General features: G+C 48.7%; 24 protein-coding genes. 7 read left to right on the plus strand and 17 right to left on the minus strand.

Annotated elements, in window-relative coordinates:
* Window positions 1-16: 16 nt before the first annotated feature.
* The 3 genes from D9597_RS12260 to D9597_RS12270 all read right to left on the minus strand — a co-directional run bounded on the left by D9597_RS12260 (window position 17) and on the right by D9597_RS12270 (window position 2,142).
* Window positions 17-1,426 carry a PLP-dependent aminotransferase family protein gene (locus D9597_RS12260; RefSeq protein ID WP_130222686.1) on the minus strand — a complete coding sequence of 470 codons (1,410 nt, stop codon included), beginning with the start codon at window positions 1,424-1,426 and terminating at the stop codon, window positions 17-19.
* A gap of 79 nt (window positions 1,427-1,505) precedes the next feature.
* The gene (locus D9597_RS12265; RefSeq protein ID WP_130222919.1) at window positions 1,506-1,922 is read right to left on the minus strand and encodes a type II toxin-antitoxin system HicB family antitoxin; all 417 of its coding nucleotides are present in this window, start codon (window positions 1,920-1,922) and stop codon (window positions 1,506-1,508) included.
* 43 nt (window positions 1,923-1,965) lie between these two features.
* Window positions 1,966-2,142: a type II toxin-antitoxin system HicA family toxin gene (locus D9597_RS12270; protein ID WP_130222688.1), complete on the minus strand. Its 177-nt coding sequence runs from the start codon at window positions 2,140-2,142 to the stop codon at window positions 1,966-1,968.
* 221 nt (window positions 2,143-2,363) lie between these two features.
* Between D9597_RS12270 and D9597_RS12275 the strand changes: the two genes are divergently transcribed.
* Complete coding sequence (locus D9597_RS12275; RefSeq protein WP_130219296.1) at window positions 2,364-2,594, plus strand: YncJ family protein; 231 nt, start codon at window positions 2,364-2,366, stop codon at window positions 2,592-2,594.
* Between the two features lie 92 nt (window positions 2,595-2,686).
* Here the strand turns inward: D9597_RS12275 and rlhA are convergent, their stop codons facing one another.
* Both rlhA and D9597_RS12285 read right to left on the minus strand, forming a co-directional pair.
* Window positions 2,687-4,648 carry a 23S rRNA 5-hydroxycytidine C2501 synthase gene (rlhA, locus tag D9597_RS12280; protein WP_130219334.1) on the minus strand — a complete coding sequence of 654 codons (1,962 nt, stop codon included), beginning with the start codon at window positions 4,646-4,648 and terminating at the stop codon, window positions 2,687-2,689.
* 72 nt (window positions 4,649-4,720) lie between these two features.
* Entirely contained in the window at window positions 4,721-5,257 is a 537-nt protein-coding gene (locus tag D9597_RS12285) for an XRE family transcriptional regulator (RefSeq protein WP_130222690.1), read from the minus strand.
* A gap of 52 nt (window positions 5,258-5,309) precedes the next feature.
* Between D9597_RS12285 and ydcO the strand changes: the two genes are divergently transcribed.
* Window positions 5,310-6,521 (plus strand): BenE family transporter YdcO, encoded by a 1,212-nt coding sequence (ydcO, locus tag D9597_RS12290; protein WP_130222692.1) that lies wholly within the window; start codon window positions 5,310-5,312, stop codon window positions 6,519-6,521.
* A 34-nt stretch (window positions 6,522-6,555) separates the two neighbouring features.
* On the opposite strand, the gene D9597_RS12295 is transcribed toward ydcO, so the two are convergent.
* The 3 genes from D9597_RS12295 to tehA form a co-directional block, all read right to left on the minus strand.
* A complete protein-coding gene (locus D9597_RS12295) occupies window positions 6,556-7,224 on the minus strand; it encodes a DUF3313 domain-containing protein (RefSeq protein ID WP_130222694.1) in 669 nt (222 codons plus the stop codon).
* A gap of 296 nt (window positions 7,225-7,520) precedes the next feature.
* Window positions 7,521-8,114 (minus strand): tellurite resistance methyltransferase TehB, encoded by a 594-nt coding sequence (gene tehB, locus D9597_RS12300; protein WP_130219288.1) that lies wholly within the window; start codon window positions 8,112-8,114, stop codon window positions 7,521-7,523.
* Complete coding sequence (gene tehA / locus D9597_RS12305) at window positions 8,111-9,103, minus strand: dicarboxylate transporter/tellurite-resistance protein TehA (RefSeq protein WP_074399471.1); 993 nt, start codon at window positions 9,101-9,103, stop codon at window positions 8,111-8,113. The genes tehB and tehA overlap by 4 nt, the downstream gene beginning before the upstream one ends.
* 123 nt (window positions 9,104-9,226) lie before the next feature.
* Here tehA and ydcK point away from each other — a divergent pair, with 123 nt between their 5' ends.
* A complete protein-coding gene (ydcK, locus tag D9597_RS12310; RefSeq protein ID WP_130222696.1) occupies window positions 9,227-10,207 on the plus strand; it encodes a YdcK family protein in 981 nt (326 codons plus the stop codon).
* On the opposite strand, the gene rimL is transcribed toward ydcK, so the two are convergent.
* The 4 genes from rimL to D9597_RS12330 all read right to left on the minus strand — a co-directional run bounded on the left by rimL (window position 10,199) and on the right by D9597_RS12330 (window position 14,389).
* Window positions 10,199-10,738, minus strand: a complete 540-nt coding sequence (gene rimL, locus D9597_RS12315; protein WP_130222698.1) for a 50S ribosomal protein L7/L12-serine acetyltransferase — start codon at window positions 10,736-10,738, stop codon at window positions 10,199-10,201. The genes ydcK and rimL overlap by 9 nt on opposite strands.
* Before the next feature lie 62 nt (window positions 10,739-10,800).
* A complete protein-coding gene (locus D9597_RS12320) occupies window positions 10,801-11,025 on the minus strand; it encodes a YdcH family protein (protein ID WP_064527431.1) in 225 nt (74 codons plus the stop codon).
* Window positions 11,026-11,165: 140 nt separating this feature from the next.
* Complete coding sequence (gene opgD, locus D9597_RS12325) at window positions 11,166-12,821, minus strand: glucan biosynthesis protein OpgD (RefSeq protein WP_130219280.1); 1,656 nt, start codon at window positions 12,819-12,821, stop codon at window positions 11,166-11,168.
* 224 nt (window positions 12,822-13,045) lie between these two features.
* Complete coding sequence (locus D9597_RS12330) at window positions 13,046-14,389, minus strand: VOC family protein (RefSeq protein WP_130222700.1); 1,344 nt, start codon at window positions 14,387-14,389, stop codon at window positions 13,046-13,048.
* 216 nt (window positions 14,390-14,605) lie between these two features.
* On the opposite strand from D9597_RS12330, the gene D9597_RS12335 reads away from it, so the two are divergent.
* Window positions 14,606-15,529: a LysR substrate-binding domain-containing protein gene (locus tag D9597_RS12335; RefSeq protein ID WP_130210229.1), complete on the plus strand. Its 924-nt coding sequence runs from the start codon at window positions 14,606-14,608 to the stop codon at window positions 15,527-15,529.
* 30 nt (window positions 15,530-15,559) lie between these two features.
* Here the strand turns inward: D9597_RS12335 and D9597_RS12340 are convergent, their stop codons facing one another.
* The gene (locus D9597_RS12340; protein WP_130222702.1) at window positions 15,560-17,200 is read right to left on the minus strand and encodes a methyl-accepting chemotaxis protein; all 1,641 of its coding nucleotides are present in this window, start codon (window positions 17,198-17,200) and stop codon (window positions 15,560-15,562) included.
* 399 nt (window positions 17,201-17,599) lie between these two features.
* Between D9597_RS12340 and D9597_RS12345 the strand changes: the two genes are divergently transcribed.
* Together D9597_RS12345 and D9597_RS12350 are read left to right on the plus strand one after the other, a co-directional pair.
* A complete protein-coding gene (locus D9597_RS12345; protein ID WP_064527420.1) occupies window positions 17,600-17,749 on the plus strand; it encodes a type I toxin-antitoxin system Hok family toxin in 150 nt (49 codons plus the stop codon).
* A 347-nt stretch (window positions 17,750-18,096) separates the two neighbouring features.
* A complete protein-coding gene (locus D9597_RS12350) occupies window positions 18,097-18,246 on the plus strand; it encodes a type I toxin-antitoxin system Hok family toxin (protein ID WP_130222704.1) in 150 nt (49 codons plus the stop codon).
* A 65-nt stretch (window positions 18,247-18,311) separates the two neighbouring features.
* Here D9597_RS12350 and D9597_RS12355 read toward each other — a convergent pair whose 3' ends face one another.
* Together D9597_RS12355 and cybB are read right to left on the minus strand one after the other, a co-directional pair.
* Window positions 18,312-18,485 (minus strand): hypothetical protein, encoded by a 174-nt coding sequence (locus D9597_RS12355; protein ID WP_130222706.1) that lies wholly within the window; start codon window positions 18,483-18,485, stop codon window positions 18,312-18,314.
* A 272-nt stretch (window positions 18,486-18,757) separates the two neighbouring features.
* Window positions 18,758-19,288 (minus strand): cytochrome b561, encoded by a 531-nt coding sequence (gene cybB, locus D9597_RS12360; RefSeq protein ID WP_130222708.1) that lies wholly within the window; start codon window positions 19,286-19,288, stop codon window positions 18,758-18,760.
* Window positions 19,289-19,476: 188 nt separating this feature from the next.
* Between cybB and gap the strand changes: the two genes are divergently transcribed.
* Window positions 19,477-20,478 (plus strand): type I glyceraldehyde-3-phosphate dehydrogenase, encoded by a 1,002-nt coding sequence (gene gap, locus D9597_RS12365; protein ID WP_130210237.1) that lies wholly within the window; start codon window positions 19,477-19,479, stop codon window positions 20,476-20,478.
* 40 nt (window positions 20,479-20,518) lie between these two features.
* On the opposite strand, the gene aldA is transcribed toward gap, so the two are convergent.
* Both aldA and ydcF read right to left on the minus strand, forming a co-directional pair.
* On the minus strand, window positions 20,519-21,958 hold the full coding sequence (gene aldA / locus D9597_RS12370; RefSeq protein WP_130222710.1) for an aldehyde dehydrogenase: 1,440 nt from the start codon (window positions 21,956-21,958) through the stop codon (window positions 20,519-20,521).
* 195 nt (window positions 21,959-22,153) lie between these two features.
* Window positions 22,154-22,954, minus strand: coding sequence for a DUF218 domain-containing protein YdcF (gene ydcF / locus D9597_RS12375; RefSeq protein WP_130222712.1), 801 nt, complete (start codon window positions 22,952-22,954; stop codon window positions 22,154-22,156).
* Window positions 22,955-23,082: the final 128 nt, after the last annotated feature.

The raw sequence follows: 23,082 nt of genomic DNA on the forward strand, positions 1-23,082 counted from the left end.
GAAATTAAATGAGGATCTATTTCAGGTATTCTTTAATAAGGTGACCTAATTGTTTAACCGCTTGTTCTTCGCGCTCGCCCCACTGCCATGCAGTATTAAAACGGAAAAAACGTGACCAACTTTCGCCAGTAGAAAACATTTTACCCGGCGCAATACTGATGTGATGCGCCAATGCCTGAACGCTTAATTCACCCGCATCTAACGGTTCGGGAAGCTCCAGCCAGAGAAAATAACCGCTGTCATTGTGATGAATTTTGACTTCCGCAGGCAGATAACGCAGCAGCGCCTGCCAGGCACGTTGTTTACGTTCCGCAAGCTGGCGACGTAGACGACGAAGATGGGCATCGTAACGACGAGTAGAAAGGTAATCCACCAGTGCAAGCTGCATTGGTGAACTTGTGGAAAGCGTGCTCATCAACTGCAATCGCTGGATTTTGCGTGCATGTTTTCCGGCGGCGACCCAACCAATGCGAAAACCTGGCACCAGACATTTAGAAAATGATGAGCAAAGCAGTACACCATCGTGACGATCCCACGCTTTCGCGGGTAGCGGTTTTTCCCGACCAAAGTAAAGCTCACTGTAAACGTCATCTTCAATTAACATCACGTTGTACTGATTGAGCAACGCTACCAGCCGCGCTTTTTTCTGTGGCGTTAAGGTAAATCCGAGTGGATTCTGGCTATTAGTCATCAGCCAGCAGGCTTTGACCGGATACTCCTGTAACGCCAGTTCCAGCGCCTGAAGATCGATCCCTTCTTTAACGTCCGTCGCCACCGATAACGCTTTCAACCGTAGCCGCTCCAGCGCCTGCAACGCGCCGTAGAAACAAGGATTCTCGACAATCACCCAATCGCCCGGTTCGGTTACCGCTTGCAAACTGAGGTTTAATGCCTCTAACGCCCCGGCGGTAATGACAATTTCATCAGGAGAAATAGTGATGCCTTGTAAGGCATAGCGACGAGCAATAGCCTGACGCAGTTCTGCATTCCCTGGCGGCAAGTTTTCAATCACGCTCATCGCCGTGGCGGTTTTACTCACCTGCGCCAGTGAGCGGTTCAGTTGCTGTAGCGGAAACAGGTGCGGATCGGGAAAGGCTGAAGCAAACGGTACTACCGACGGATCGCGACTGGCCTGCAACATGTCAAAAATATAGGTGTTAATATCGACCGTTTCATCACGCGTTACCGGAATAGCAGGTGCCTGCGGTGATTTCACCGTGCGCGGCGCAACGTAATAACCTGACTGCGGCCGCGCAATAATATATCCCTGACTTTCGAGCAACTGATAAGCATGACCGACAGTCATAAAGCTCATGCCAGAAAGCGCAACCTGTTCACGTAGAGAAGGCAGGCGATCGCCAGGTTGCCAGATGCCTGACGCAATTTGCTCACGTAATAGTTCTGCGAGCTGCTGGTATTTTTTCATTAATTGGATCGTTATTATGTGCAGGTGATCCGGCAGTCTATATCAGTTGTTAAAAATGACAACTTTACGTTAACTGTAATTAAACCATCACCAGCGATAACTCTTTGCCCAGGGCTTTAGCCGCAAGCTGGACGGCGTCGATTTTTGTCGCATGATGCAAATCAAACAAGCGAGTGATCTCCTGCCTGGGTTTACCAATCCGCCTCGCCAGCTCTTGCTGGGTGATATCTGAATGTAAAAAAGCATTTAACAGCAATATCTTAGAAGCGACACTTAAAGGCACTTCAATAAAGTGATCGTTGTTATTTAATGGCGAAGGCAACGGGATTAGCTCGTTATCTTCAAAATAAAAATCAAATGCGGTGAGTAAGGCATCTTTTGCTGCTTCCATCGCTTCAGCAACAGTTTCTCCCTGCGTTAACGCTTCAGGGATATCTACAAAAGAAACCACATAACCGCTTTCCAGCGCAGGTGTAAGAGTGACGGGATAACGCATAATTTTGACTGTCTCTCGCATGTCATTAACCTTCTGATGGCGATTAATTCAAACCGAGTTGTTTCAGGATTGCTTTACGCAATGGTTCTTTTATCTCGTCACTGGGGGGACGCGGCATGACACTACGTCGCCCCTGAAACCTGAGTTTCAAATGGTGGCTGCCATTCGCCACATCGACGCCCTGAGATTCGAGCCAACGTCTGAACTCGCTTTGTTTCACATCGCCTCCCTGCCGCTGAGTATATCAACAAAGTAAACATTAATGTTTACATCCTTTTTTAATTTGCTCGAAAATAGCACTAATTCGCCGCAACGGTGGAAAGCAGTGCCAAATCAGGAAGGCAGGTTCCAGAAATTCTTTGCGCTAATTTGCAAAACAGAATAATAACTCAAAGAAACTATCGGCATCATAGCGGCAAAGTGTAATAAACGGGTGGCGGGATGTTTACGAAAGCGTTATCGGTTGTCTTATTAACGTGTGCGCTGTTCTCAGGACAGCTGATGGCAGGACACAAAGGACATGAATTTTTGTGGGTGAAGAATGTGGATCATCAACTACGTCATGAAGCGGACAGCGATGAATTGCGTGCTGTGGCGGAAGAGTCGGCGGAAGGTTTGCGCGAGCATTATTACTGGCAAAAATCACGCAAACCAGAAACGGGACAACGTTGAGTCGTTTGTTGCCGGATGCGGCATGAACGCCTTATCCGGCAACAATATCATGCAGATTCAATGAGTTGTGAATACCCCTGAAAGCTTGCGTTTTATCCTTTCCGCTTCGGCAATGTTTTCAGCAGATCATCCGGGCTTACAGATGCGACAACGCTTCCCGGTAACGGCATTTTCAGAATGTGATTTTTGATTTTACCGATGACGTGCATCTCACACGGGCGGCAATCAAACTTCAGCGTTAGTACTTCATCACCGTTAACCAGTTGCATCGGCGTTGCCTTCCAGCTTTTAATATTACCTTTCGCCTGTTTCGGACACAGATTGAAAGCAAAGCGCAGGCAGTGTTTGGTGATCATCACCGGGACTTCACCCTTCTCTTCATGCGCTTCATACGCCGCATCAATCAGTTGTACGCCATAGCGATGATAGAACTCGCGTGCTTTATGGTTGTAGACGTTAGCAAGGAAGCTCAAATGCGTTTGCGGATAAACCGGCGCAGGTTCAGCAACCGGTTTACGACTGCCGCGCTGGTAGCTGGCAAGACGTGCAGCATCCAGCATTTCGACGGCTTCACGGCGGAACTGATTTAACAGACTGTTTGGCACAAACAGCGCCCCCGGCAAATTAATTTGCACATCGCGGGCGTAATAGATGGTTTGCCCCAGTTTTGCCAGGCCATCTTTCAGGTTATTCAGCGCTTTTTCGGCGTTATTCGCTTCGTCGAACTGCCCATCCAGGGTATGAGTGATGCTCACGCCCTCTTCGCTGGTTAACGTCAGAATGAGTTGTTCTTGCCAGCCACCCAGTTCAATGTCTACCGCTACCCGACGCTCGCTGGAGGTTTTCGTCAGTGCCTGTTGCCAGTTATGGTCAAGGTTACGGTTAAGCGGATGATGTGGGCGAATTTTATGCAAATCTGCTGGCATTTCATTTGGCCAGACGCGGTAGTGATTTTCTCCGGTTTTCTCTACCGTATTGGCACGAAAGCCAACCACTTCACGTTTAATCATTACGTTCAGGCCATCGCCATTTGCCAGTGGCTCGGTGACGGCAACATCGAGATGATCTTTCGCCACTTTCAATACTTCACCCACCGGCAGGCCGATAAATTTCGGCGAATCGAACGCGCCAATATCGCCTTTACGGGCATTCACAAAATAATCTGTGCTACCACGGTGGAAAGTCTTTTCCGTCGATGGCACAAAGAAATGTTCAGTACGACCTGATGAAGCACGAGCCAGATCGCCGCGCTCTTCAATAATGGCATCCAGCATCTGGCGATAATGGGCGGTGATATTCTTCACGTAGCTCATATCTTTGTAACGCCCTTCAATCTTGAAAGAACGCACGCCCGCATCGATCAACGCGCCCAGGTTGGCAGTCTGATCGTTATCTTTCATCGACAGCAGATGTTTTTCATAGGAAACCACCCGCCCCTGATCGTCTTTCAACGTGTATGGCAAACGGCACGCCTGGGAGCAATCACCACGGTTGGCGCTACGTCCCGTTTGTGCATGAGAAATGTAGCACTGACCGGAATATGCCACACACAATGCGCCATGAATAAAGAACTCAATAGTCGCGTCCGTGGCCTGATGAATCGCACGAATCTGCTCCAGGTTAAGTTCACGCGCCAGCACAATCTGGGTAAAGCCAACGTCAGAGAGGAACTTCGCTTTCTCTACAGTACGAATATCACACTGCGTACTTGCGTGCAGTTCAATCGGCGGAATATCAAGTTCCAGAATCCCCATGTCCTGAACAATCAGCGCATCTACGCCTGTCTGGTAAAGATCGGTAATCAGTCGTTGCGCCGGTTCCAGTTCGTCGTCATGCAAAATGGTGTTAAGCGTGACGAAAATTTTTGCACCATAACGGTGGGCAAATGGCACCAGTTCGGCGATATCTTTCAGACTATTACTGGCGTTATGACGGGCACCAAAACCAGGGCCGCCGATATAAACAGCATCGGCACCGTGCAAAATAGCTTCGCGGGCAATGGCAGCATCGCGTGCCGGGCTTAACAGTTCAAGACGATGAGAAGATACGGTCACTTTCTTATCCAGTAGCTGAAAAAAGGCGGTTATTTTAGCCACAAGCGCGACGTTGCGAAATAGTTTTCCTGTTCAACTACGCGGGTAATGGATAATGGAATGAAAATGCACGGTTTGCTCGCCACGGTTGCAATAGGCATGGGCAACATCTGCGGCAAAGCGTTCACCTTCTCCACTTTTAAGGCTTCGCCACTCACCACCAACGCACAGGTCAAGCTGCCCATCAATGACGACAACATGCTCGATAACACCCTTTTCGTGCGGCGTCGATTCGCTTATTGCACCGGGAGCCATCAGGATCGAGAAATGTTCAAAGCAGAGTTGCGGATCATAAGGAAATAAAGAAGTGATCACCATGGCCTGCTGTTGTGGATCATAAACGGATGGCGTAGCGGTCTGCGGCGGCGAAATAAACGTCGAAAACGGTACGTTCATTCCGGTAGCTATTTTCCATAATGTTGCGACCGTCGGGCTGGATTCATTACGTTCAATCTGCCCTAACATCGCTTTTGAAACGCCCGTCACTTCTGCCAGTCGCGAAAGACTCCAGCCCCGCTGCTGACGAAGATGTTTAAGCGTAGTGGATAAAAAGCGAGCGAGATTTTCCATGCGACTCCTCCTGCAAAACGGGAGTTTATCACTTGTGCGTTATAACGGACAAATGCTACGGTGCCTGTCCGCTATAACGCACGAGGTAACTATGCGTCTGTTTTCCATTCCTCCTCCCACACTGCTTGCAGGGTTTCTTGCGGTCCTGATTGGCTATGCCAGCTCTGCGGCAATAATCTGGCAAGCGGCGATCGTCGCTGGAGCCACCACAGAGCAAATTTCCGGATGGATGACGGCGCTGGGACTGGCGATGGGCGTCAGTACTCTTGCCCTGACATTATGGTATCGCGTGCCTGTTCTTACCGCATGGTCAACACCCGGTGCTGCGTTGCTGGTCACCGGGTTACAGGGACTAACGCTAAACGAGGCCATCGGCGTTTTTATTGTCACGAATGCGCTAATTGTTCTCTGTGGTGTGACAGGATTATTCGCCCGTCTGATGCGTATTATTCCGCACTCGCTGGCAGCGGCAATGCTGGCCGGAATTTTGTTACGCTTTGGTTTACAGGCGTTTGCCAGCCTGGATGGTCAGTTTATGTTATGCGGTAGTATGTTGCTGGCGTGGCTGGCGACAAAGGCTTTTGCGCCGCGTTATGCGGTAATTGCGGCGATGATTGTTGGGATCGTGGTCGTTATCGCACAAGGTGACGTTGTCACAAAAGATATCGTTTTCAAACCCGTTCTCCCCGCTTATCTCGCCCCTGAATTTTCGTTTGCTCACAGTTTGAGCGTTGCACTCCCCCTTTTTCTGGTGACGATGGCATCGCAAAATGCGCCAGGGATTGCGGCGATGAAAGCCGCCGGGTATTCAGCTCCTGTTTCGCCATTGATTGTATTTACTGGATTACTGGCGCTTCTGTTTTCTCCTTTCGGCGTCTATTCCGTAGGTATTGCGGCTATCACTGCGGCTATTTGCCAGAGCCCGGAGGCGCACCCGGACAAAGATCAGCGTTGGCTGGCTGCCGCTGCGGCTGGCGTTTTTTATTTACTGGCGGGTCTGTTTGGCAGTGCCATTACCGGGATGATGGCTGCCCTGCCTGTAAGTTGGATCCAGATGCTGGCTGGTCTGGCGCTGTTAAGTACCATCGGAGGCAGTTTGTATCAGGCTTTGCATAATGAGCGTGAGCGCGATGCTGCTGTGGTGGCTTTTTTGGTAACGGCAAGTGGGCTGACGCTGGTCGGTATTGGCTCGGCGTTTTGGGGATTAATTGCCGGTGGTGTCTGTTATGTAGTATTGAATTTGATCGCTGACAGAAGCCGATAATCAGAAGCGCCATCTTGCGATGGCGCGACTGGCATTACTTTTTGTTAACGTCAAACATGGTCGCGTCGGTCGCCATGTCATCAATAACTTGCTTAATATTTTCGAAAGCCATTGGGGTGCTTTCGTTGTTCAGGTCCTTACCTTCGCCCTGACGAACCACTTTGATAACCGGTTTGTTGGTAGCCGCATCAATCAGCTCACCTTCAAAGTACAGGCGGGTATCCATGGTACGGTGACCCGTCGCCATTTGCGTCCCCGCTACCACTAATGCGACAGGAACAACTTCATAGAACTGTAACCCTTCGTTGCTGGTATCTACACCAGTAATAGCACCACGGAAAATCAGACTACGATGCCCAGCGGTAGTAACCAGTGGTTTACGCTGTGAGATGGCTTCTTTCATTTCAGTATTGGTATAGCTCAAAATTCTATCCAGAACTTTTTGCCCTACCTGAGTAGAAGGTTTAGGCACCGGATAATAGGTGATTGGGTTCCAGACGATGCTGTCATATTTACTTTGATCAAAATTTGGATCAACCCAGCGTAATACCGGTTTGCCCGTTGCTGAAGTTGTTTCTTGAAGGTTGGAGTAATTGTTTAAAAAACCAGAATATTTATCTGGCTGGGTGATTTTAGAGGCACAACCTGACAGAGCCAACAAGCCGCATAAAGCCGCAACTTTCGCAATTGATGTGGTACGCATGAATAGTTTCCTGAGATGATTATATTACTTTTTAAGTTATAGCAAAAAGTACCGCTTCGTGTTGTGGCAAAAAAAGTGTTGGTGAAAATAAATTTTCCAGCCCCTTTTCTGACAATATAGTCAATGACGAAAAGGGGGCAGAGTCAATCATCAGTTGTTAAATTTCAGGCAGTTAAGCCAATAAAAAACTTCAACCACTGTGATATATTTCACATCACCTCGATAAAAAATATGTTTACCGAAAAAAACAGTTAAACATCTCACGTGGGCATTTTCATGCGCCTTGCCCTGTTAGCTTATTTTTTACGTGCCAGCATCGTGGCGAAACGTAGTTTAATGCGATTGCCGTTAGCGTCGGTGCGGTGGAGTTCACCCACGTCTTCATTGTATTTCAGCATCTCCCAGCCTTCGTAATATTGACGTAACTCCCCTTCTTTAAAGGCAAAGGGGAACCCGACGGTACATGGAAAATCAGCGGTGTCCATTGCTGCCACAATCAAGTTATAACCACCGGGTTTGGTGCAACGCTGCATATTGGCAATCAATCCAGGAATGGTTTTCGCCTCCAGGAACATCAGTACCACGGTAGAAAGAATAAAATCGTATTGTCCATCAAACGTCAGGCTATTTAGATCAACAACCTGGGTGCGCAAATTTTCCAGTTTTTCAATGGATTTGATGCGTTCGACGTTGGCAATACTCATGGCATTTTTATCCCATGCGTCGACATCATAACCATTGGCTGCCAGGTAAAGGCTGTTACGGCCATTACCACAGCCCAGATCCAGCGTTTTACCCGGCTTAACCACTTTCACCGCTTCCAGAACTTCAGAGTGTGTGCGGGTTAATTCATATTTATCAGTGAAGTAGTTTTCATCACGAATGATCATTCTTTGTCCTCAGCTTTCATTAAAACGGCGCGCTCGGTTCTGATTAACAATTTTCCCTGCATCAGAAGCGCGAAAGTACGGATGAGCAGTAATGCGATAATAAAATTGGTAAAAATAAATAACGGCACAGCCAGGGTATGGAAAAAGCCATTGTCGTTACCGCTTCCTAAATGCAAACCAGTGGTTGCCAGTGCAGATACGCCGAACGAGAAACTCCAGAATGAGGCATTAAACGGCTGGGAGAGATACCACGGCATCAGGCGTAACATAAAAAGAAGTTGCAGCAGACCGTAACCGAAAAGCATTTTCGCCAGCGTATCGCCCTCGCCACCGTTGACGCTCAACCAGGCACTACAGGCCACCAGCGCCGGTGCAAGCTGAATACCCAACGATGTACGCAGTGCCGTGGGCAATTCTCCCGAGCTGCGCAGACGCTGAAGGATCACCGGCTCAAGACTTAACCAGGAGAAAACACCAGCCCCTAAAAATACCAGACCGGCATCGGTGTAGCCCAATGCTCCACAGGCCATTGCACTGATGAAGTTGTTGGCAACAGTAGGTAAATAAAGTCCGGGTGTCGTAGCTTCCTCAGGATGGGAACCGCGCCATAAACCGGCTGTTTGCCAGGCGGCATAAGCCAGTTGTACCACCACACCAATACTGAACAGGCCCACCGCCAGCGGACGAAACCAGGGGACAAAACCAATTGCCACCAGCATCGTTGTTGCCGGAAACAAACTCACAAAACTGCTCATCACAGGATGACGCACTTCCGCCAGCACGCTGTGAGGAAAACGTACCAGTCGGGTGATAAATGCCGTAGTCAGTAATCCCCAAATGATCATCGCCAGAATCACCAGCCCATCGCCCAACCAGTGACTGACCTGCCAAACCTGGCTGGCATAGCGCCAGGCAAATCCCATCCCTATCGTCCCCAACACAATGCCAAAGTAACCTGCCGGTAAATTGAGCACTTTATCGCTCTGCATCTTCTTACTCATTTTGTTTAATTTATAAAGTATATTTGAAATGCATTTTATGGAAATTTGCTAAACATAGCCAGAGTCACAGAATTTGCTACGGTTATAGTAGGTCACCTGCGGGAAAACACTATGCGCAAATATCGTCTTAGTGAAGAACAACGAGCTTTTAGTTATCAGGAAGATAGCGATAAAAAGAGTGTTTTATTGCGGCAGATTATTGCCATCGCTGATTTTAATGACGTAATAGCCGGAACGCCTGGCGGTTGGATTGATAATGAAACCGTATTGGCCCAGGACGGAAATTGTTGGATCTATGACCAGAATGCCATCGCGTTTGCCGGAACAGTGATATCCGGTAATACACGCATCACCGGAAGCAGCGAGCTATGGGGCGATGTTTGCGCGAAGGATAACGTCTGGATCGATAATAGCAAAATCAGTCAGGGTGCCCTGATAAGTGACAACGTCACAATCAATGATTCATTAATATGCGGAAATTGCAGGATTTCTGGTCATGTCTGCATTGATCAGAACTCAATGGTTGTCGCTGCGCAAGGTTTAACGCCCGACCACCATCTTCAGTTGCAAATTTATGATCGCGCAAGAGTCAGCGCCTCGCGCATTGTTCATCAGGCGCAAATATATGGTGATGCCATTGTGAAATTTGCGTTCATTGAGCATCGCGCCGAAGTTTTTGATTTTGCAAGTATTGAAGGTAATGAAGAGAACAACGTCTGGCTGTGTGACTGCGCGAAAGTCTACGGACACGCACGTGTGATCGCCGGAACAGAAGAAGATGCCATTCCCACGCTTCATTACAGTTCGCAGGTAGCGGAACATGCCTCGGTGGAAGGCAATTGTGTGTTAAAACATCATGTTCTGGTGGGTGGTCATGCAATCGTAGGTGGTGGCCCGATTTTACTCGACAATCACGTCACCATACAGGGGAACAGCCGCATTACAGGTGCGGTGATGATTGAAAACCATGTGGAGTTAACCGACCACGCCGTCGTTGCAGCCTTTGATGGCGACACGGTTCATGTCCGTGGTCCAAAAGTCATTAACGGTGAAGAACGCATAACCAGAACACCGCTGGCGGGACTATTGTGAATCAATGATGCGCGCGTATATATTTACATCATCATAAGTGTCGTTGAGAAATTCAGCCTGTTTCAGACATCCTTCAAGCGTGAAGCCATTACGCAGCGCCACCTGATTGCTTTGTAAGTTAGCTACCCGGCATTTGATGACGAAGCGTCTAATTTCTCCACGCTTTGCGTAATGGTGAATAAATGCCTGCAAAGCTTGCGAAATAATCCCCTGCCCCTGATGGGATTCATCCAGCCAGTAACCGATTTCTGCGGCTTTGTTCTGCGGTTCAATACGGTTAAAAGACAGGACGCCAACAAGTTCATCTTCACTAAAGATCATGAACATTTTGGCATATCCACGCTGATGCAACATCATATTACCCTGCACCGTTTTTCGCGTGTCATCTTCGGTATTAACAGACTGTGGCCAGTTTAGCGAATTCTGTAACCAGCTTTTATTTTTACAGATTAAGTGATGAAGCGGCGTGATGTGATTTTCTGCAACGGAACGTAATTCAATTGAGTTACTAACTTTTATCGTCTCGGTCATGTCACCTCCGGTCAATCTGCGCGGCAATTTAAAAAGCCGCCTGGCAGGCGGCTTAAGAAAGTTTACACCTCTTTGACGCTCTCCTGTTGCAGGATTTTGAGCATCTCATCTTTCAACTGGAGCTTCTGTTTTTTCATGCGAACCACTTCCGCATTGTATCCACGACCATCAGATCCTTCCATTCTGGCAATCTCATGATCAAGTTTGTTGTGCTTATCGAACAAGGACATAAAGCGAGGATTTTCGTTTTTCAGGCGGGATATTAAATCTCGGTATTCTGGAAACATACGCACTCCCTGTTAGTGGCTGACAAAGTGTACATGAAATACACATCATCAGATTACTCAGATAGTTTGGGGAAAAATGCGAGCGGGATCGAGTTTACCAGACGGCACCTTCCGTCAGAAGGTGCCGAAAAAAATGACGATCAATTCATCACGCGATCGTCAACGTATTTGCGCTTATCCGGAGCTGGTGGAAAATACTGATACAGCCATGTTTCACTGATGGCATCGCCCTGACAGCGGAGATACATCCGCATATCAACCGGATCAGTAGAGTCCGAAGTCGGATACCAGTCAAATTGAATACGGTAACCATCAATCGGTTCAATGTAGAGAATTTCGATTTGCTTCGCTTCACCGCTGGAGAGCGTAATAACAGGTTCAATCCCCTTAGGCGCAGCCGCTTTCAGGTCACCACCAACAAAATCGACGGCAAAACGACGCGCCCATTTTTCTGGATAATGCTCACCCGGCGCCCAACCTTCCGGAAAACCTCCCATGCCGGTACGCGTCGCCATAACACGAGCCAATGGACATTGAACAGGGGGATGTGCGCTCCAGTACAGACGATACTGGAATGCAAACTCGTCCCCTGCTTTTACTGCTTTTTCTGGCTGCCAGAAGCAGACAATGTTATCCAGCGTTTCACCCGTTGTTGGGATTTCCATCAGGCCGATGGTGCCTTTGCCCCATTTATTACGAGGCTCTACCCACAAACTTGGTCGTTTGTTGTACCAGCCCATGATGTCTTGATAATGGGAGAAATCACGATCCAGTTGCAATAAACCAAAGCCTTTCGGGTTATTGTCGGTGTAGGCATTGAACTGCAATTTCTGCGGATTATTTAGCGGACGGCAGATCCACTCACCGTTGCCCCGCCACATGGAAAGACGGTCGGAATCATGGATTTGCGGATGAATAGTATCGCACATACGACGTTCGTTAGTGCCGCAACTAAACATACTGGTCATCGGCGCAATACCCAATTGCTTGATCTCTTTACGCGCATACAGATGGTTTTCAACATCCATAATCACCTGACTCTTTTCACACTGGATGGTGAACTTGTAGGCACCGGTAATACTGGGGCTATCGAGTAAGGCATAAACGGTAAAGGTGGTTGCGCCTGGTTTTACGGTATCAAACCAGAAAGCGGTAAAGTCGGGGAACTCTTCTTTGCTGTCGGTATAAGTGTCGATCGCCAGGCCGCGGGCCGACAAACCGTATTGATACGTGTCATCAACGGCGCGGAAATAACTCGCTCCGAGGAATGATACTACATCACGCCGCGCCAGTTCGGGGGCTTTAAACACGCGAAAACCGGCAAAGCCGAGATCGCTTTGCCCTTCTAATTGTTTGGTATCAACACCCGCATCGTTGTATTTGAACAACTCCGGGCGAAAGTGAATTTCACGCGCCAGATGTGTTGCTGGATCAACAGAAAACATACGAACGCGGCGACGGAATCCCATCCCCATATGGAAGAACTGAGCGTCAAGCTGGCGGTTCTCGACGTTATGCCAGAGCGATTTTTCGGCGTCGTATTGAATACTGTTATAAGCCTGCGGCGTCATTGTCGCCAGAGTGTCAGGTAACGGACGCGGGGCACCACGCCACGCTGTTTGCGCTAAGTCGTGCGCCATTGACTGTAGAATGGAGAAGTCAAAACGCTGGGTTTGCCCGTCGGCAATATCAGAATCTGCCGCGAATGCCGCCTGAGAAAAAAGAGAAGCAATGCCGCTGGTACCGCACACGGCGGCCATAGCCATTGAACCTTTAATAAATCGTCTACGATCCATACCTGAAAGTGAGTCCTTCTGGTGTTGTGAATGGTCCCGCGCTGGTCGTTTTCAGCGGCAAGAAAGTGCTTATTTATGACCGCTCACTCTAGACAATATTTATTAATAATCCAATTGTTGAACTCAGAGAATATGCATAAATCGGCAATTTTTTTATGTCGATGGGAAGAGCCTGATTCATTTGTAAAATCAGGCAAATTTTTGCAAAGCAGGATGGCCCGATTTTAAAGCAATCCACAGCGGCGTTTACTGCGTTCTTCCGCTTCCTTGTATAACTGAAATTCATCAAAAACCTGGCAGCCCAGCGCCTGCTCGAATGCCTCACGACTGGCATTACCATGACTGCGCGTCTGCGTTTCGTTACCGAGATTGGACTGGAAGATCCCCGCCGCACTCACCGGCAAAAAATCCTCATAGGTAATAGGTTGTGCGGCAACCCAGCCACGTTCGATCAAAGGTTGCGGATCGTCCCCAGGATGTATCGCCTGACGATGCGCTTCACCCGATGGTGTCAGTCGATAACGGAACCATGCCAGCCCTTGCTGGCGCATCAAAAATTCGCTGTCCGGGAAAGCGCGAAAGGTTTCCTGCAAATGCAGTTGATGAGTGAGATTATCCTGTCCAGTTCCGGCATTACGCAGAAGTTCATCATACAGTCGCCGCCCTTTCGGCGTTAACGCCACTCCGCGCTGTTCTATCTCACCAAATCGCGCGGTATGCCTCCCCTGCTGTTGCCCCACAAACAGAACCGTTTCTTCCAGTGCCTTAAAGCTGGTTTGACGCAATAAAATCGGCACCTCGCGGCGCGGCGGCCCTTCGATGAGAATTTTTGGTTCGATACCGCACTCGGGCATCATCGACTGCACCCGATCAATGTCCAGCGTGCGTGGCGTCAGGTGATTGATATGACAGCCCGGAAAACAGACTACATCAGCGATCAGCCGATGCTCGTTATGCAATGCGTGATAGGTTTCTTCATCTACCGTTGCTGACTGATGCCAACGAAATGTCTCCAGGGCCTCCCGCACAAACTCCCGCGCTTGCGCTTCGCTAAAACCGCCCTCCCGATCATATTCATCTAACAGTTGCCGACAACGTGGGGTAAAGATATCGCGCTGGCGTAAAATCTCCGCCGCCTTTTGGCGCAATGTTTTGTTTTCGATAAGCTCAAGGCGGAGCAATGAGGTAAAAACGCGGAAAGGATTACGCGCAAGCGAGGCATCATCGATGGGCCGAAATGCCGTAGAATGTACCGGCACGCCAGCCTGCGAGAGATCGTAATAACTCACCGGATACATTCCCATAATGGCGAATATCCGCCTTAATGTGGCAAGTTCCTGCGCGGTTCCCACACGTATCGCCCCATGACGTTCAACGTTAAGCCTCGCCAGTTCATCCGCATTCACCATTTTTTCATGCAGTTGGGGATTATTTTCCAGCACAGCCAGATTCACGTCAGCGACCAGTTCCAGCAACGTACCGTACTGTGGAACTTCTTGTTGATACATGGCTGACATTGCCTGCGAAAACTGTTCCCGAATCTCATCCGCTGTGATGCTGTTCGCCATAATGCCTACCCCCAGTGGTCAATTATCTCGAGTGTAGGTAACCGCATTCACTCTGGTGGGAAGAATTTACAAACTGTGATCTCGCCGCGAAATCATCAATATTATCGATTTCGATGTAACATAATCACTTTAAATGTTAATAATATTTTGCAATCAAGTTATCATAATCAAACAACATCACTTGTCAGCGGCACCGCTTCGTTTTTAACATCGCTTATGGAAAAAAATAGTCTGTTTAGTCAGCGCATCCGTTTGCGCCACCTTCATACATTCGTAGCTGTCGCACAACAAGGAACTTTGGGGCGCGCGGCTGAAACCCTTAACCTGAGTCAACCGGCACTCTCTAAGACATTGAATGAGCTGGAACAATTGACGGGGGCTCGCCTGTTCGACCGAGGACGTCAAGGCGCACAGCTCACCTTACCTGGCGAGCAATTTTTAACTCACGCAGTCAGAGTTCTTGACGCCATCAACACCGCAGGACAATCACTTAATCGTAAAGAAGGTCTTAACAATGATGTCGTCAGAGTGGGCGCGCTACCTACCGCGGCACTAGGGATATTACCTTCGGTTATAGGTCAGTTTCATCAGCAACAAAAAGAAACCACACTGCAAGTTGCCACCATGAGTAACACGATGATCCTGGCGGGATTAAAAACAGGGGAAATCGATATTGGTGTTGGTCGGATGTCAGATCCTGAACTGATGACCGGACTTAATTACGAGCTGCTGTTTCTCGAATCACTTAAGTTAGTTGTTAGGCCTAATCACCCCCTGCTTCAGGAGAACGTAACGTTAAGTCGGGTACTGGAATGGCCTGTTGTCGTATCACCAGAAGGCACCGCGCCACGGCAGCATTCAGAGGCATTAGTAAAAAGCCAGGGATGTAAAATTCCTTCAGGCTGTATTGAAACGTTGTCTGCATCACTTTCACGTCAGCTTACGGTTGAATACGACTATGTGTGGTTTGTTCCTTCTGGCGCTGTGAAAGACGACCTGCGTCATGCCACACTGGTGGCCCTGCCTGTTCCGGGGCATGGCGCAGGCGAACCTATTGGAATACTGACCCGCGTAGATGCAACACTCTCTTCCGGTTGTCAGTTGATGATTAACGCCATTCGAAAATCAATGCCGTTCTGAAAAGTAAGGGATCTTACGATCCCTTTTTTATCACACCGTTGCCAAACTCACTGAATTCCCTGTTCCTTGTTGATCCGCCTGAACTGGTTGTTTCTTCAGACGGAACACATCCACGGCTTCAGTTAACCGCGCCGCCTGTTCTTCAAGAGATACCGCCGCAGCTGAAGCCTCTTCCACCAGAGAAGCGTTCTGTTGCGTCACTCTATCCATTTCAGAAATCGCCTGGCTAACTTGTGTGATACCTCTGCTTTGTTCATCTGAGGCAGCAGCTATTTCTTGCATGATATGTGTGACGCTCGCCACGGCATCAACAATAGCGCTCATGGTTTTCCCTGCCGTTGCCACTTCATCGGCCCCCTGACCAATTAACCTGACGGACTCACTGATCAAGCCTTCAATCTCTTTCGCCGCCTGGGCGCTACGGCTTGCAAGTGTACGCACTTCGCTGGCGACAACGGCAAATCCCCGCCCTTGCTCACCGGCTCGTGCGGCTTCAACAGCGGCGTTGAGCGCCAGGATATTGGTCTGGAAGGCAATACTATTGATAACAGCCGTGATTTCAGAAATTTTCTTTGAGCTACTGGAGATATTCCCCATTGTCCGCACTATACCGGAAACTGTTTGTCCGCCATCACCGGCTTTACTTGAGGCCTCTTGCGCCAGTTTGCTGGCATGATGTGCGTTATCAGAATTTTGTTTCACTGTTGCGGTGAGTTGCTCCATGCTGGCGGCGGTTTGTTCAATTGCCGCCGCTTGTTCTTCGGTGCGTGAGGAAAGGTCAGCATTACCGGCAGAAATCTCACTGGTGCCACGATAGATCTCTTCAGCCCCCTGACGCACCGTTCCCACCGTCAGCGCCAGCGAATGCTGCATTTGCTGTAGATGGCGACTTAAGCGGCCAATTTCACTGCGGCCAGTGGGTTCGTCAACCAGAGTCAGATCGCCACTGGCAATTTTTTCAATCCGTTGGGCAGCATGTTGCAGTGGACGAATGACAATCCGGCGTAACACCATAAAGGTTATCAGCGTCATTACCAGCGCAAGTATAAATGCGCCAATCATAAACATCCCTCCCAGACGAGTACGCTGATGCGCCTGTTCCGCTAGCTGGTTAGCTCTGGCGCTACGTATCTCAATGGCTTTGCTTAACTGCTGGTTATAGGCATTATCAAGCGTTCTGATCTGCTCACTTTCATGATTGATAATGGCTTCAAACATGCCATTTTTGGCATATTTCAACATGGGTTGCAGGCCGGAAATATAAGCCAGGAAACGCTGATTTAATTCCCCGTCCAGCGCATCGTCAGCGGGAGTTTTCACCAGACGAGTACGGTAAACGTTATAGCCTTGTTGCGATTGCTTTATTTGCAATTCCGCTTGCGCAATATTTCGCTTCATCTCTTCCATTTCAGCGATACGACTTGCTGCCCCGGCCTGAATCATATTGATCCGGGCTGAACGCAATAAATCAGAGCTGTTTGCTAAACCCGTGCGTATCTGGATCTCGTCGCTGACGTCGCGCTGATCGCGGTCTGCCTGCCAGAGAAAATACCCCGACAGGGATGAACTCAAGGCAAACAGAAACAGGATGCCGCCAAGAATGCAGGCAAATAATGGAACCAGCCTGATGTGATGTAAAAAGCCTAAGCGGTGTGAGGATGTTGTATTCATGACCGTTGTCTCTCTTCCTGGTTACTCCCGATAGAGAGTCATCGGCAATCGATGGTAATTGCTTACTGGCAAAAACCTGTTCATATCACATTTTTACAACAATTTTTGCGATGAGAGATTATTACCATCGGAATAAAGAGACTTACGAGTAGTTATACCTTGTAAGGCGTATTACGAAAAATTCTGGAAAATGCCACGCAATTTCGTGAAGTGATTATTTCGCTGGTAAGGGTAATTACATAGGATGTTTGCGGGCGCCTGAGACTTTCTGTTTTCAGGCTTACCGGGAATCAGAAAGACGAAGGCCCCGACCGATATTTCTATCAACCGAGGCCAACGAATGAACCACACAATTCGGATGTTAGCCTCTTACCCGCCATCCGGCAAGGAGAAAAGGCTATGAAGCGCAACCCCCTGGTGGTGTGTCTGCTCATTATCTGTATCACGATTCTGGCATTCACCCTCCTGACCCGACAAACGCTCTACGAACTGCGATTCCGGGACGGTGATAAGGAGGTGGCGGCTCTCATGGCCTGTCAGTCCAGGTAAGGGCCTGCGCGGGGAGCATTCCCCGCGCATCTGGTTGACGAGTTCATTTTCTCATGGCGCCCCTTATTCATGCCTCAACTGGAAGCTCGCTCGCATAGAGTCTTGCCGCGAGTGTTCTCTGATAACGATTTACCGGAAGCCTCCACGCAATTTCGTGAAGTGATTATTTCGCTGGTAAGGGTAATTGCATAGGATGTTTGCGGGCGCCTGAGACTTTCTGGTTTCAGGCTTACCGGGAATCAGAAAGACGAAGGCCCCGACCGATATTTCTATCAACCGAGGCCGACGAATGAACCTAGCAATTCAGATGTTAGCCTCTTACCTGCCATCCGGCAAGGAGAAAGGCTATGAAGCGCAACCCCCTGGTGGTGTGTCTGCTCATTATCTGTATCACGATTCTGGCATTCACCCTCCTGACCCGACAAACGCTCTACGAACTGCGATTCCGGGACGGTAATAAGGAGGTGGCGGCTCTCATGGCCTGTCAGTCCAGGTAAGGGCCTGCGCGGGGAGCATTCCCCGCGTATCTGGTTGACGAGTTCATTTTCTCATGGCGCCCCATTTAATTAGTGCATGTTTTTTTCGATGCGCTGATAGAACCATCATTACAGACAAATTTGCCGCCAGCTGGACAGTGAGAGATACCCCCTTTCGCACCAGAACAGGGTTTGCGCCCGGCATCAACATAAAAAGACATCAGTAATCCCATCAGTAAAATAAAGAGCAACTTTTTCATACAACCTTCATGACTTGCCGAATCTTATGTTCGGTATAAAAGTTATACGCTGTGCAGTCTTTATTTCACTTAGGGAGATCAAGGATTGGGGAAATTGAATTTCAATCTTAACAGTAGATATGTTGATTAAATATCAACCCGTTGAACATATAAACTCGGATTATGGTTTTATTTATCATACAAATAAATATAATAGGCGCTTCCGATGTAGGCCCGTATTCTTCGCCTGTACCACGGGTCTGGTTTAGTACAGGCGCTTTCTTCTAATACCCTCAGGAGCGCTTACGCGGCATCATGCGCAGAAGCGTGTTGTCTTTCCAGAAATAGTGGTGCGCCAGAGCTGCAGCCGCATGAAGCCCGATAACGAAATATCCCAGATTGGCCAACGTTTCATGCCACCACTTTAATCTATCCACCAGGTCAAAATTAGCCTCTGACGCGTAAGGCATCGTCAGACCAAACGCAAACCACGGATTACCCCGGTTATACATCATCACCAAACCAATCACTGGCAATACAATAAACAGGAGATAGATCACCAAATGTCCCAAATGAGCGAGTCCCGTCATCATGGGCCTGGGTTTCGGTACAATGGGCGGCGTTGGGTATTTCAATCTGAGTAACAGACGAATCACCATCAGCACGAGAATTGAGATGCCACATGAAACGTGGATCATGTTGATCACCGGACGATCGCTACGCGGGAAAAAACCACGAAACTCCATTGCACAATAGGCTGCAATAACCAGCAAAAAGACCAGCCAGTGAATGCCAATTTGTAACCTTGAATATCTAATTCCCATAACATTTCCTGCTTTAACACAATTTGCCGTTAACATAACGAGCTTTTCTTAAAATTTCATTAAATATTGTTCACCCGTTTTCAGTACGTTACGTTTCATGGCAAAAATCTAGATTGCCCATCCTGTCATCCTGGTCTAAGCCTGGAAAGGACTAATTTTTACCCACAAGTTCTTGACTGGAGAAAACCATGAGCAAAGTTGGCATTAACGGTTTTGGTCGTATCGGCCGACTGGTATTACGTCGGCTACTTGAGATTAAAAGTAACATTGACGTTGTCGCCATTAATGATCTTACGTCTCCGAAAATTCTCGCCTACCTACTAAAGCACGATTCAAACTACGGTCCTTTCCCCTGGAGCGTCGATTTCACAGAGGATTCACTTATTGTTGATGGAAAAAGTATTGCGGTTTACGCCGAAAAAGACGCGAAAAATATCCCCTGGAAAGTAAAAGGGGCTGAAATTGTCATTGAATGTACCGGTTTTTATACTTCCGCAGAAAAATCCCAGGCGCATCTGGACGCTGGCGCGAAGAAGGTGTTGATTTCCGCCCCGGCAGGAGAAATGAAAACCATCGTTTATAACGTCAATGATGGAACTCTGGATGGCAACGACACCATTATTTCCGTGGCGTCATGCACCACTAACTGTCTTGCGCCTATGGCCAAAGCATTGCATGACAGTTTTGGGATAGAAGTTGGCACAATGACAACGATCCATGCCTATACCGGCACCCAGTCTCTGGTGGATGGTCCGCGTGGTAAAGATTTACGTGCATCGCGGGCGGCGGCGGAAAATATCATCCCCCACACTACCGGTGCGGCAAAAGCCATTGGTCTGGTGATCCCGGAACTTAGCGGCAAACTTAAAGGTCATGCGCAACGCGTGCCGGTGAAAACCGGTTCAGTGACCGAGCTGGTGTCTATCCTGGGGAAAAAAGTGACTGCTGAAGAGGTGAATAACGCACTTAAAAAAGCAACGACCAATAACGAGTCATTTGGTTATACTGACGAAGAAATTGTCTCTTCCGATATCATTGGCAGCCATTTTGGTTCGGTGTTTGATGCGACCCAAACGGAAATCACCGCAGTGGGCGATTTACAACTGGTGAAGACCGTCGCCTGGTACGATAACGAGTATGGTTTTGTCACTCAACTCATTCGTACTCTGGAAAAATTCGCCAAACTCTGACCCGCGCTGGCGGAGGAAAAACCTCCGCCTCTTTCATATCTTACGACTGCAAATAGACCACCTGAGTCTGTAGATACTCATGCAAACCATGTTTGCCATCTGCGCCGCCAATACCCGACTTACGCCATCCAGCATGGAAACCTTGCATAGCTTCGAAGTTTTCTCGGTTGATGTAGGTTTCGCCAAACTTGAGTCCTTTGATGGCTTTCATCGCCACGTTAAGATTCTCGGTATATATCGATGACGTCAGGCCATAATCGCTGTCGTTGGCCATGGAGATAGCCTGTTCCAGCGTGTCAAAAGCGACTACTGGCAGCACTGGCCCAAAGGTTTCTTCGTGCATAATGGACATTTCCTGGCGGACATCCAAAAGCAACGTTGGCGGATAATAATAACCTTTCCCTTCTACAGCCTTACCACCCAACGCGATTCTCGCGCCCTCTTCTACTGCTCGCGCTACCTTTTGTTCCACCCTTTCCAGAGCCGCAGCGTTAATCAGCGGCCCCATTGCAATGTCGTTACGTTCGGCGGGGTTACCAAATTGAACCACCTGCATTGCCTCGCCCAGTCGATTAACAAAGCGATCGTAAATACCTTTCTGCACATAGATACGTTCCGCGCAGTTGCACACCTGCCCGGTATTTATCACGCGTGAATCAACAATGGCTTTGACGGCCAATTCAAGATCGGCGTCATCCATCACGATAGCAGGGGCTTTGCCCCCCAGCTCCAGACACACTTTGGTGATATTTTTCGCCGCGGTCGCCATGATTTTTTCTCCGGCAGCGACGCTGCCTGTCATGCTGACCATAGCGACTTTTGGATTACCCGCCAACTCCTGACCAACCGTTTCACCGCGTCCTAACACAAGGTTAAACACGCCGCGTGGTAGGCCGATTTCGTCGACGATTTTAGCAAATGCGATCGCATTGTTTGGCGTAAATTCGCTCGGTTTGATGACGATGGTATTGCCTGTGAGAAGAGCTGGCGCCATTTTGCGAGCGATCAGGAAAAACGGGAAGTTCCACGGTAGGATACCGGTCGTTACGCCTAAAGCACGTTTAAACAGCAGGATGTTTTCCCCAGGACGATCACTTTGAATAATCTCGCCCTCGTAGCGACGAGCCCATTCCGCCATGTAATCGATATAGTCAGCAGTAAAAGCGACTTCGACTTCGGCCAGCTGTTGAATTTTTCCGCCTTCCTCGACGATCAATGAGCTAATTTCACTGGCCCGTTCGCGGATCCCCGCAGAGATTTTCCGTAACCAGTTCGCTCGTTCAATCGCGGGTAATGCTTCCCATTCTGGCTGTGCACGATCTGCTGCATCGATTGCTTTGCGAGCATCTTCAGCCTGACCATCAGGAATGCGGGAAATCACTGCCTCTGTTGCGGGGTTAACCACATCAATCCATGCGTCGCCGCGCCAAGTGACAAACTGTCCATCGATATACATAGGATGTTGAACGGGTACAGACATGGGCTACTCCTGCGATTGATATGTTTATATTTTGTAATTCACATGTTAATTAACATCAATCACAGCAGAGAAGGCATCGTGGATGTGCAATTTTGTGAAAGGCTTCATAAAAAGAGATACGACGGGAATAAAGAGAGGAAGAAAAAGATCAGATTATTACCCGTTTGCAATCATTTGTTCACAAACGGGCAATTATTAGCGCAGTGAGCGACTCTCCATTGCCTCAATAAGCACTGCGTCATGCTGTAATAGCTGCCATGCCTGCGTAACTTCTGACGGAAAATCGACGTGAACGATAAAATCGCGTCCGCGCGGTCCATAGCCATCGCTGTCATCGCGCAAGCGTGGCAGCTCGCCAGTAAGTAGGGACAAATATCGCTCAACTGGCCATAGTCCTGTCAGCGGATTAGCAAACGTCACGCTGCCTGCATCATTTCCCAACTGTGGTACGAATCCCGGATAACTTAGCCAGCGAGGTGCATCAGGATTATCTCCTGTAATACGACGGAACGTCGCCATGGTTCGGCGTTGCATAGTGGGATCCTGGACGACAATCGTGGTATGGACTCGCTCTGCTAACTGATTCAATAATGCGATACTGAAACGGGCATTTTCTCCACAGTTAGTTGACTGGTCTTCAATCCAGATTTTTTCCTGCGGAATGTGCCAGAACTGATGAGCGATATCCGCCAGGATGGTAGCTTCTGCCCTGCCAGTGGTGCGGATAGTGTTGTAGTGCGGATGCTGTGCAATGGCGCTATACAAAAAAGTTGTCGAGTGACCAATACCACCACTAATCAGTAAAGGAATTTGCTGATCTCTTGCAATCTTACAAGCGGCATCGATAGTGGGAATGACAGCATTGCCTGCAAGGATCACGCAATCTGCCTGATACGGCACCTCACCGGAGAAATCATCCTGCGCCAGCCATCGACCGATAACGTTTATAGCATCAATGGTTGACGCTGAAAGCGTCGGAAACGGGTTAATATTCATGGTCCCTCCTTATCGTTCCCTTAAGAATACTGCGTGAGATAATAAAGAGAAGCGGAGCACTCTGAAAGGAGGAAGCCGTATTCCCTTAACCACCTCTCCGCAAGCCTGACATATCTTTTACGGAATAG

Origin of the sequence: Escherichia sp. E13S3 (assembly GCF_004212325.1) — a bacterium.
Taxonomy (GTDB): Bacteria; Pseudomonadota; Gammaproteobacteria; order Enterobacterales; family Enterobacteriaceae; genus Escherichia.

Coding starts and splice junctions, on each gene's coding strand:
- cybB (WP_130222708.1), bottom strand. CDS start 19,288: ATGGGAATTAGATATTCAAGGTTACAAATTGGCATTCACTGGCTGGTC.
- tehA (WP_074399471.1), bottom strand. CDS start 9,103: ATGCAGAGCGATAAAGTGCTCAATTTACCGGCAGGTTACTTTGGCATT.
- D9597_RS12260 (WP_130222686.1), bottom strand. CDS start 1,426: ATGAAAAAATACCAGCAGCTCGCAGAACTATTACGTGAGCAAATTGCG.
- D9597_RS12265 (WP_130222919.1), bottom strand. CDS start 1,922: ATGCGTTATCCCGTCACTCTTACACCTGCGCTGGAAAGCGGTTATGTG.
- D9597_RS12320 (WP_064527431.1), bottom strand. CDS start 11,025: ATGTTTCCAGAATACCGAGATTTAATATCCCGCCTGAAAAACGAAAAT.
- D9597_RS12340 (WP_130222702.1), bottom strand. CDS start 17,200: ATGAATACAACATCCTCACACCGCTTAGGCTTTTTACATCACATCAGG.
- D9597_RS12275 (WP_130219296.1), top strand. CDS start 2,364: ATGTTTACGAAAGCGTTATCGGTTGTCTTATTAACGTGTGCGCTGTTC.
- aldA (WP_130222710.1), bottom strand. CDS start 21,958: ATGTCTGTACCCGTTCAACATCCTATGTATATCGATGGACAGTTTGTC.
- ydcF (WP_130222712.1), bottom strand. CDS start 22,954: ATGAATATTAACCCGTTTCCGACGCTTTCAGCGTCAACCATTGATGCT.
- D9597_RS12285 (WP_130222690.1), bottom strand. CDS start 5,257: ATGGAAAATCTCGCTCGCTTTTTATCCACTACGCTTAAACATCTTCGT.
- ydcO (WP_130222692.1), top strand. CDS start 5,310: ATGCTACGGTGCCTGTCCGCTATAACGCACGAGGTAACTATGCGTCTG.
- tehB (WP_130219288.1), bottom strand. CDS start 8,114: ATGATCATTCGTGATGAAAACTACTTCACTGATAAATATGAATTAACC.
- rimL (WP_130222698.1), bottom strand. CDS start 10,738: ATGACCGAGACGATAAAAGTTAGTAACTCAATTGAATTACGTTCCGTT.
- D9597_RS12295 (WP_130222694.1), bottom strand. CDS start 7,224: ATGCGTACCACATCAATTGCGAAAGTTGCGGCTTTATGCGGCTTGTTG.
- D9597_RS12355 (WP_130222706.1), bottom strand. CDS start 18,485: ATGAAAAAGTTGCTCTTTATTTTACTGATGGGATTACTGATGTCTTTT.
- gap (WP_130210237.1), top strand. CDS start 19,477: ATGAGCAAAGTTGGCATTAACGGTTTTGGTCGTATCGGCCGACTGGTA.
- D9597_RS12350 (WP_130222704.1), top strand. CDS start 18,097: ATGAAGCGCAACCCCCTGGTGGTGTGTCTGCTCATTATCTGTATCACG.
- D9597_RS12345 (WP_064527420.1), top strand. CDS start 17,600: ATGAAGCGCAACCCCCTGGTGGTGTGTCTGCTCATTATCTGTATCACG.
- opgD (WP_130219280.1), bottom strand. CDS start 12,821: ATGGATCGTAGACGATTTATTAAAGGTTCAATGGCTATGGCCGCCGTG.
- D9597_RS12335 (WP_130210229.1), top strand. CDS start 14,606: ATGGAAAAAAATAGTCTGTTTAGTCAGCGCATCCGTTTGCGCCACCTT.
- ydcK (WP_130222696.1), top strand. CDS start 9,227: ATGCGCAAATATCGTCTTAGTGAAGAACAACGAGCTTTTAGTTATCAG.
- D9597_RS12330 (WP_130222700.1), bottom strand. CDS start 14,389: ATGGCGAACAGCATCACAGCGGATGAGATTCGGGAACAGTTTTCGCAG.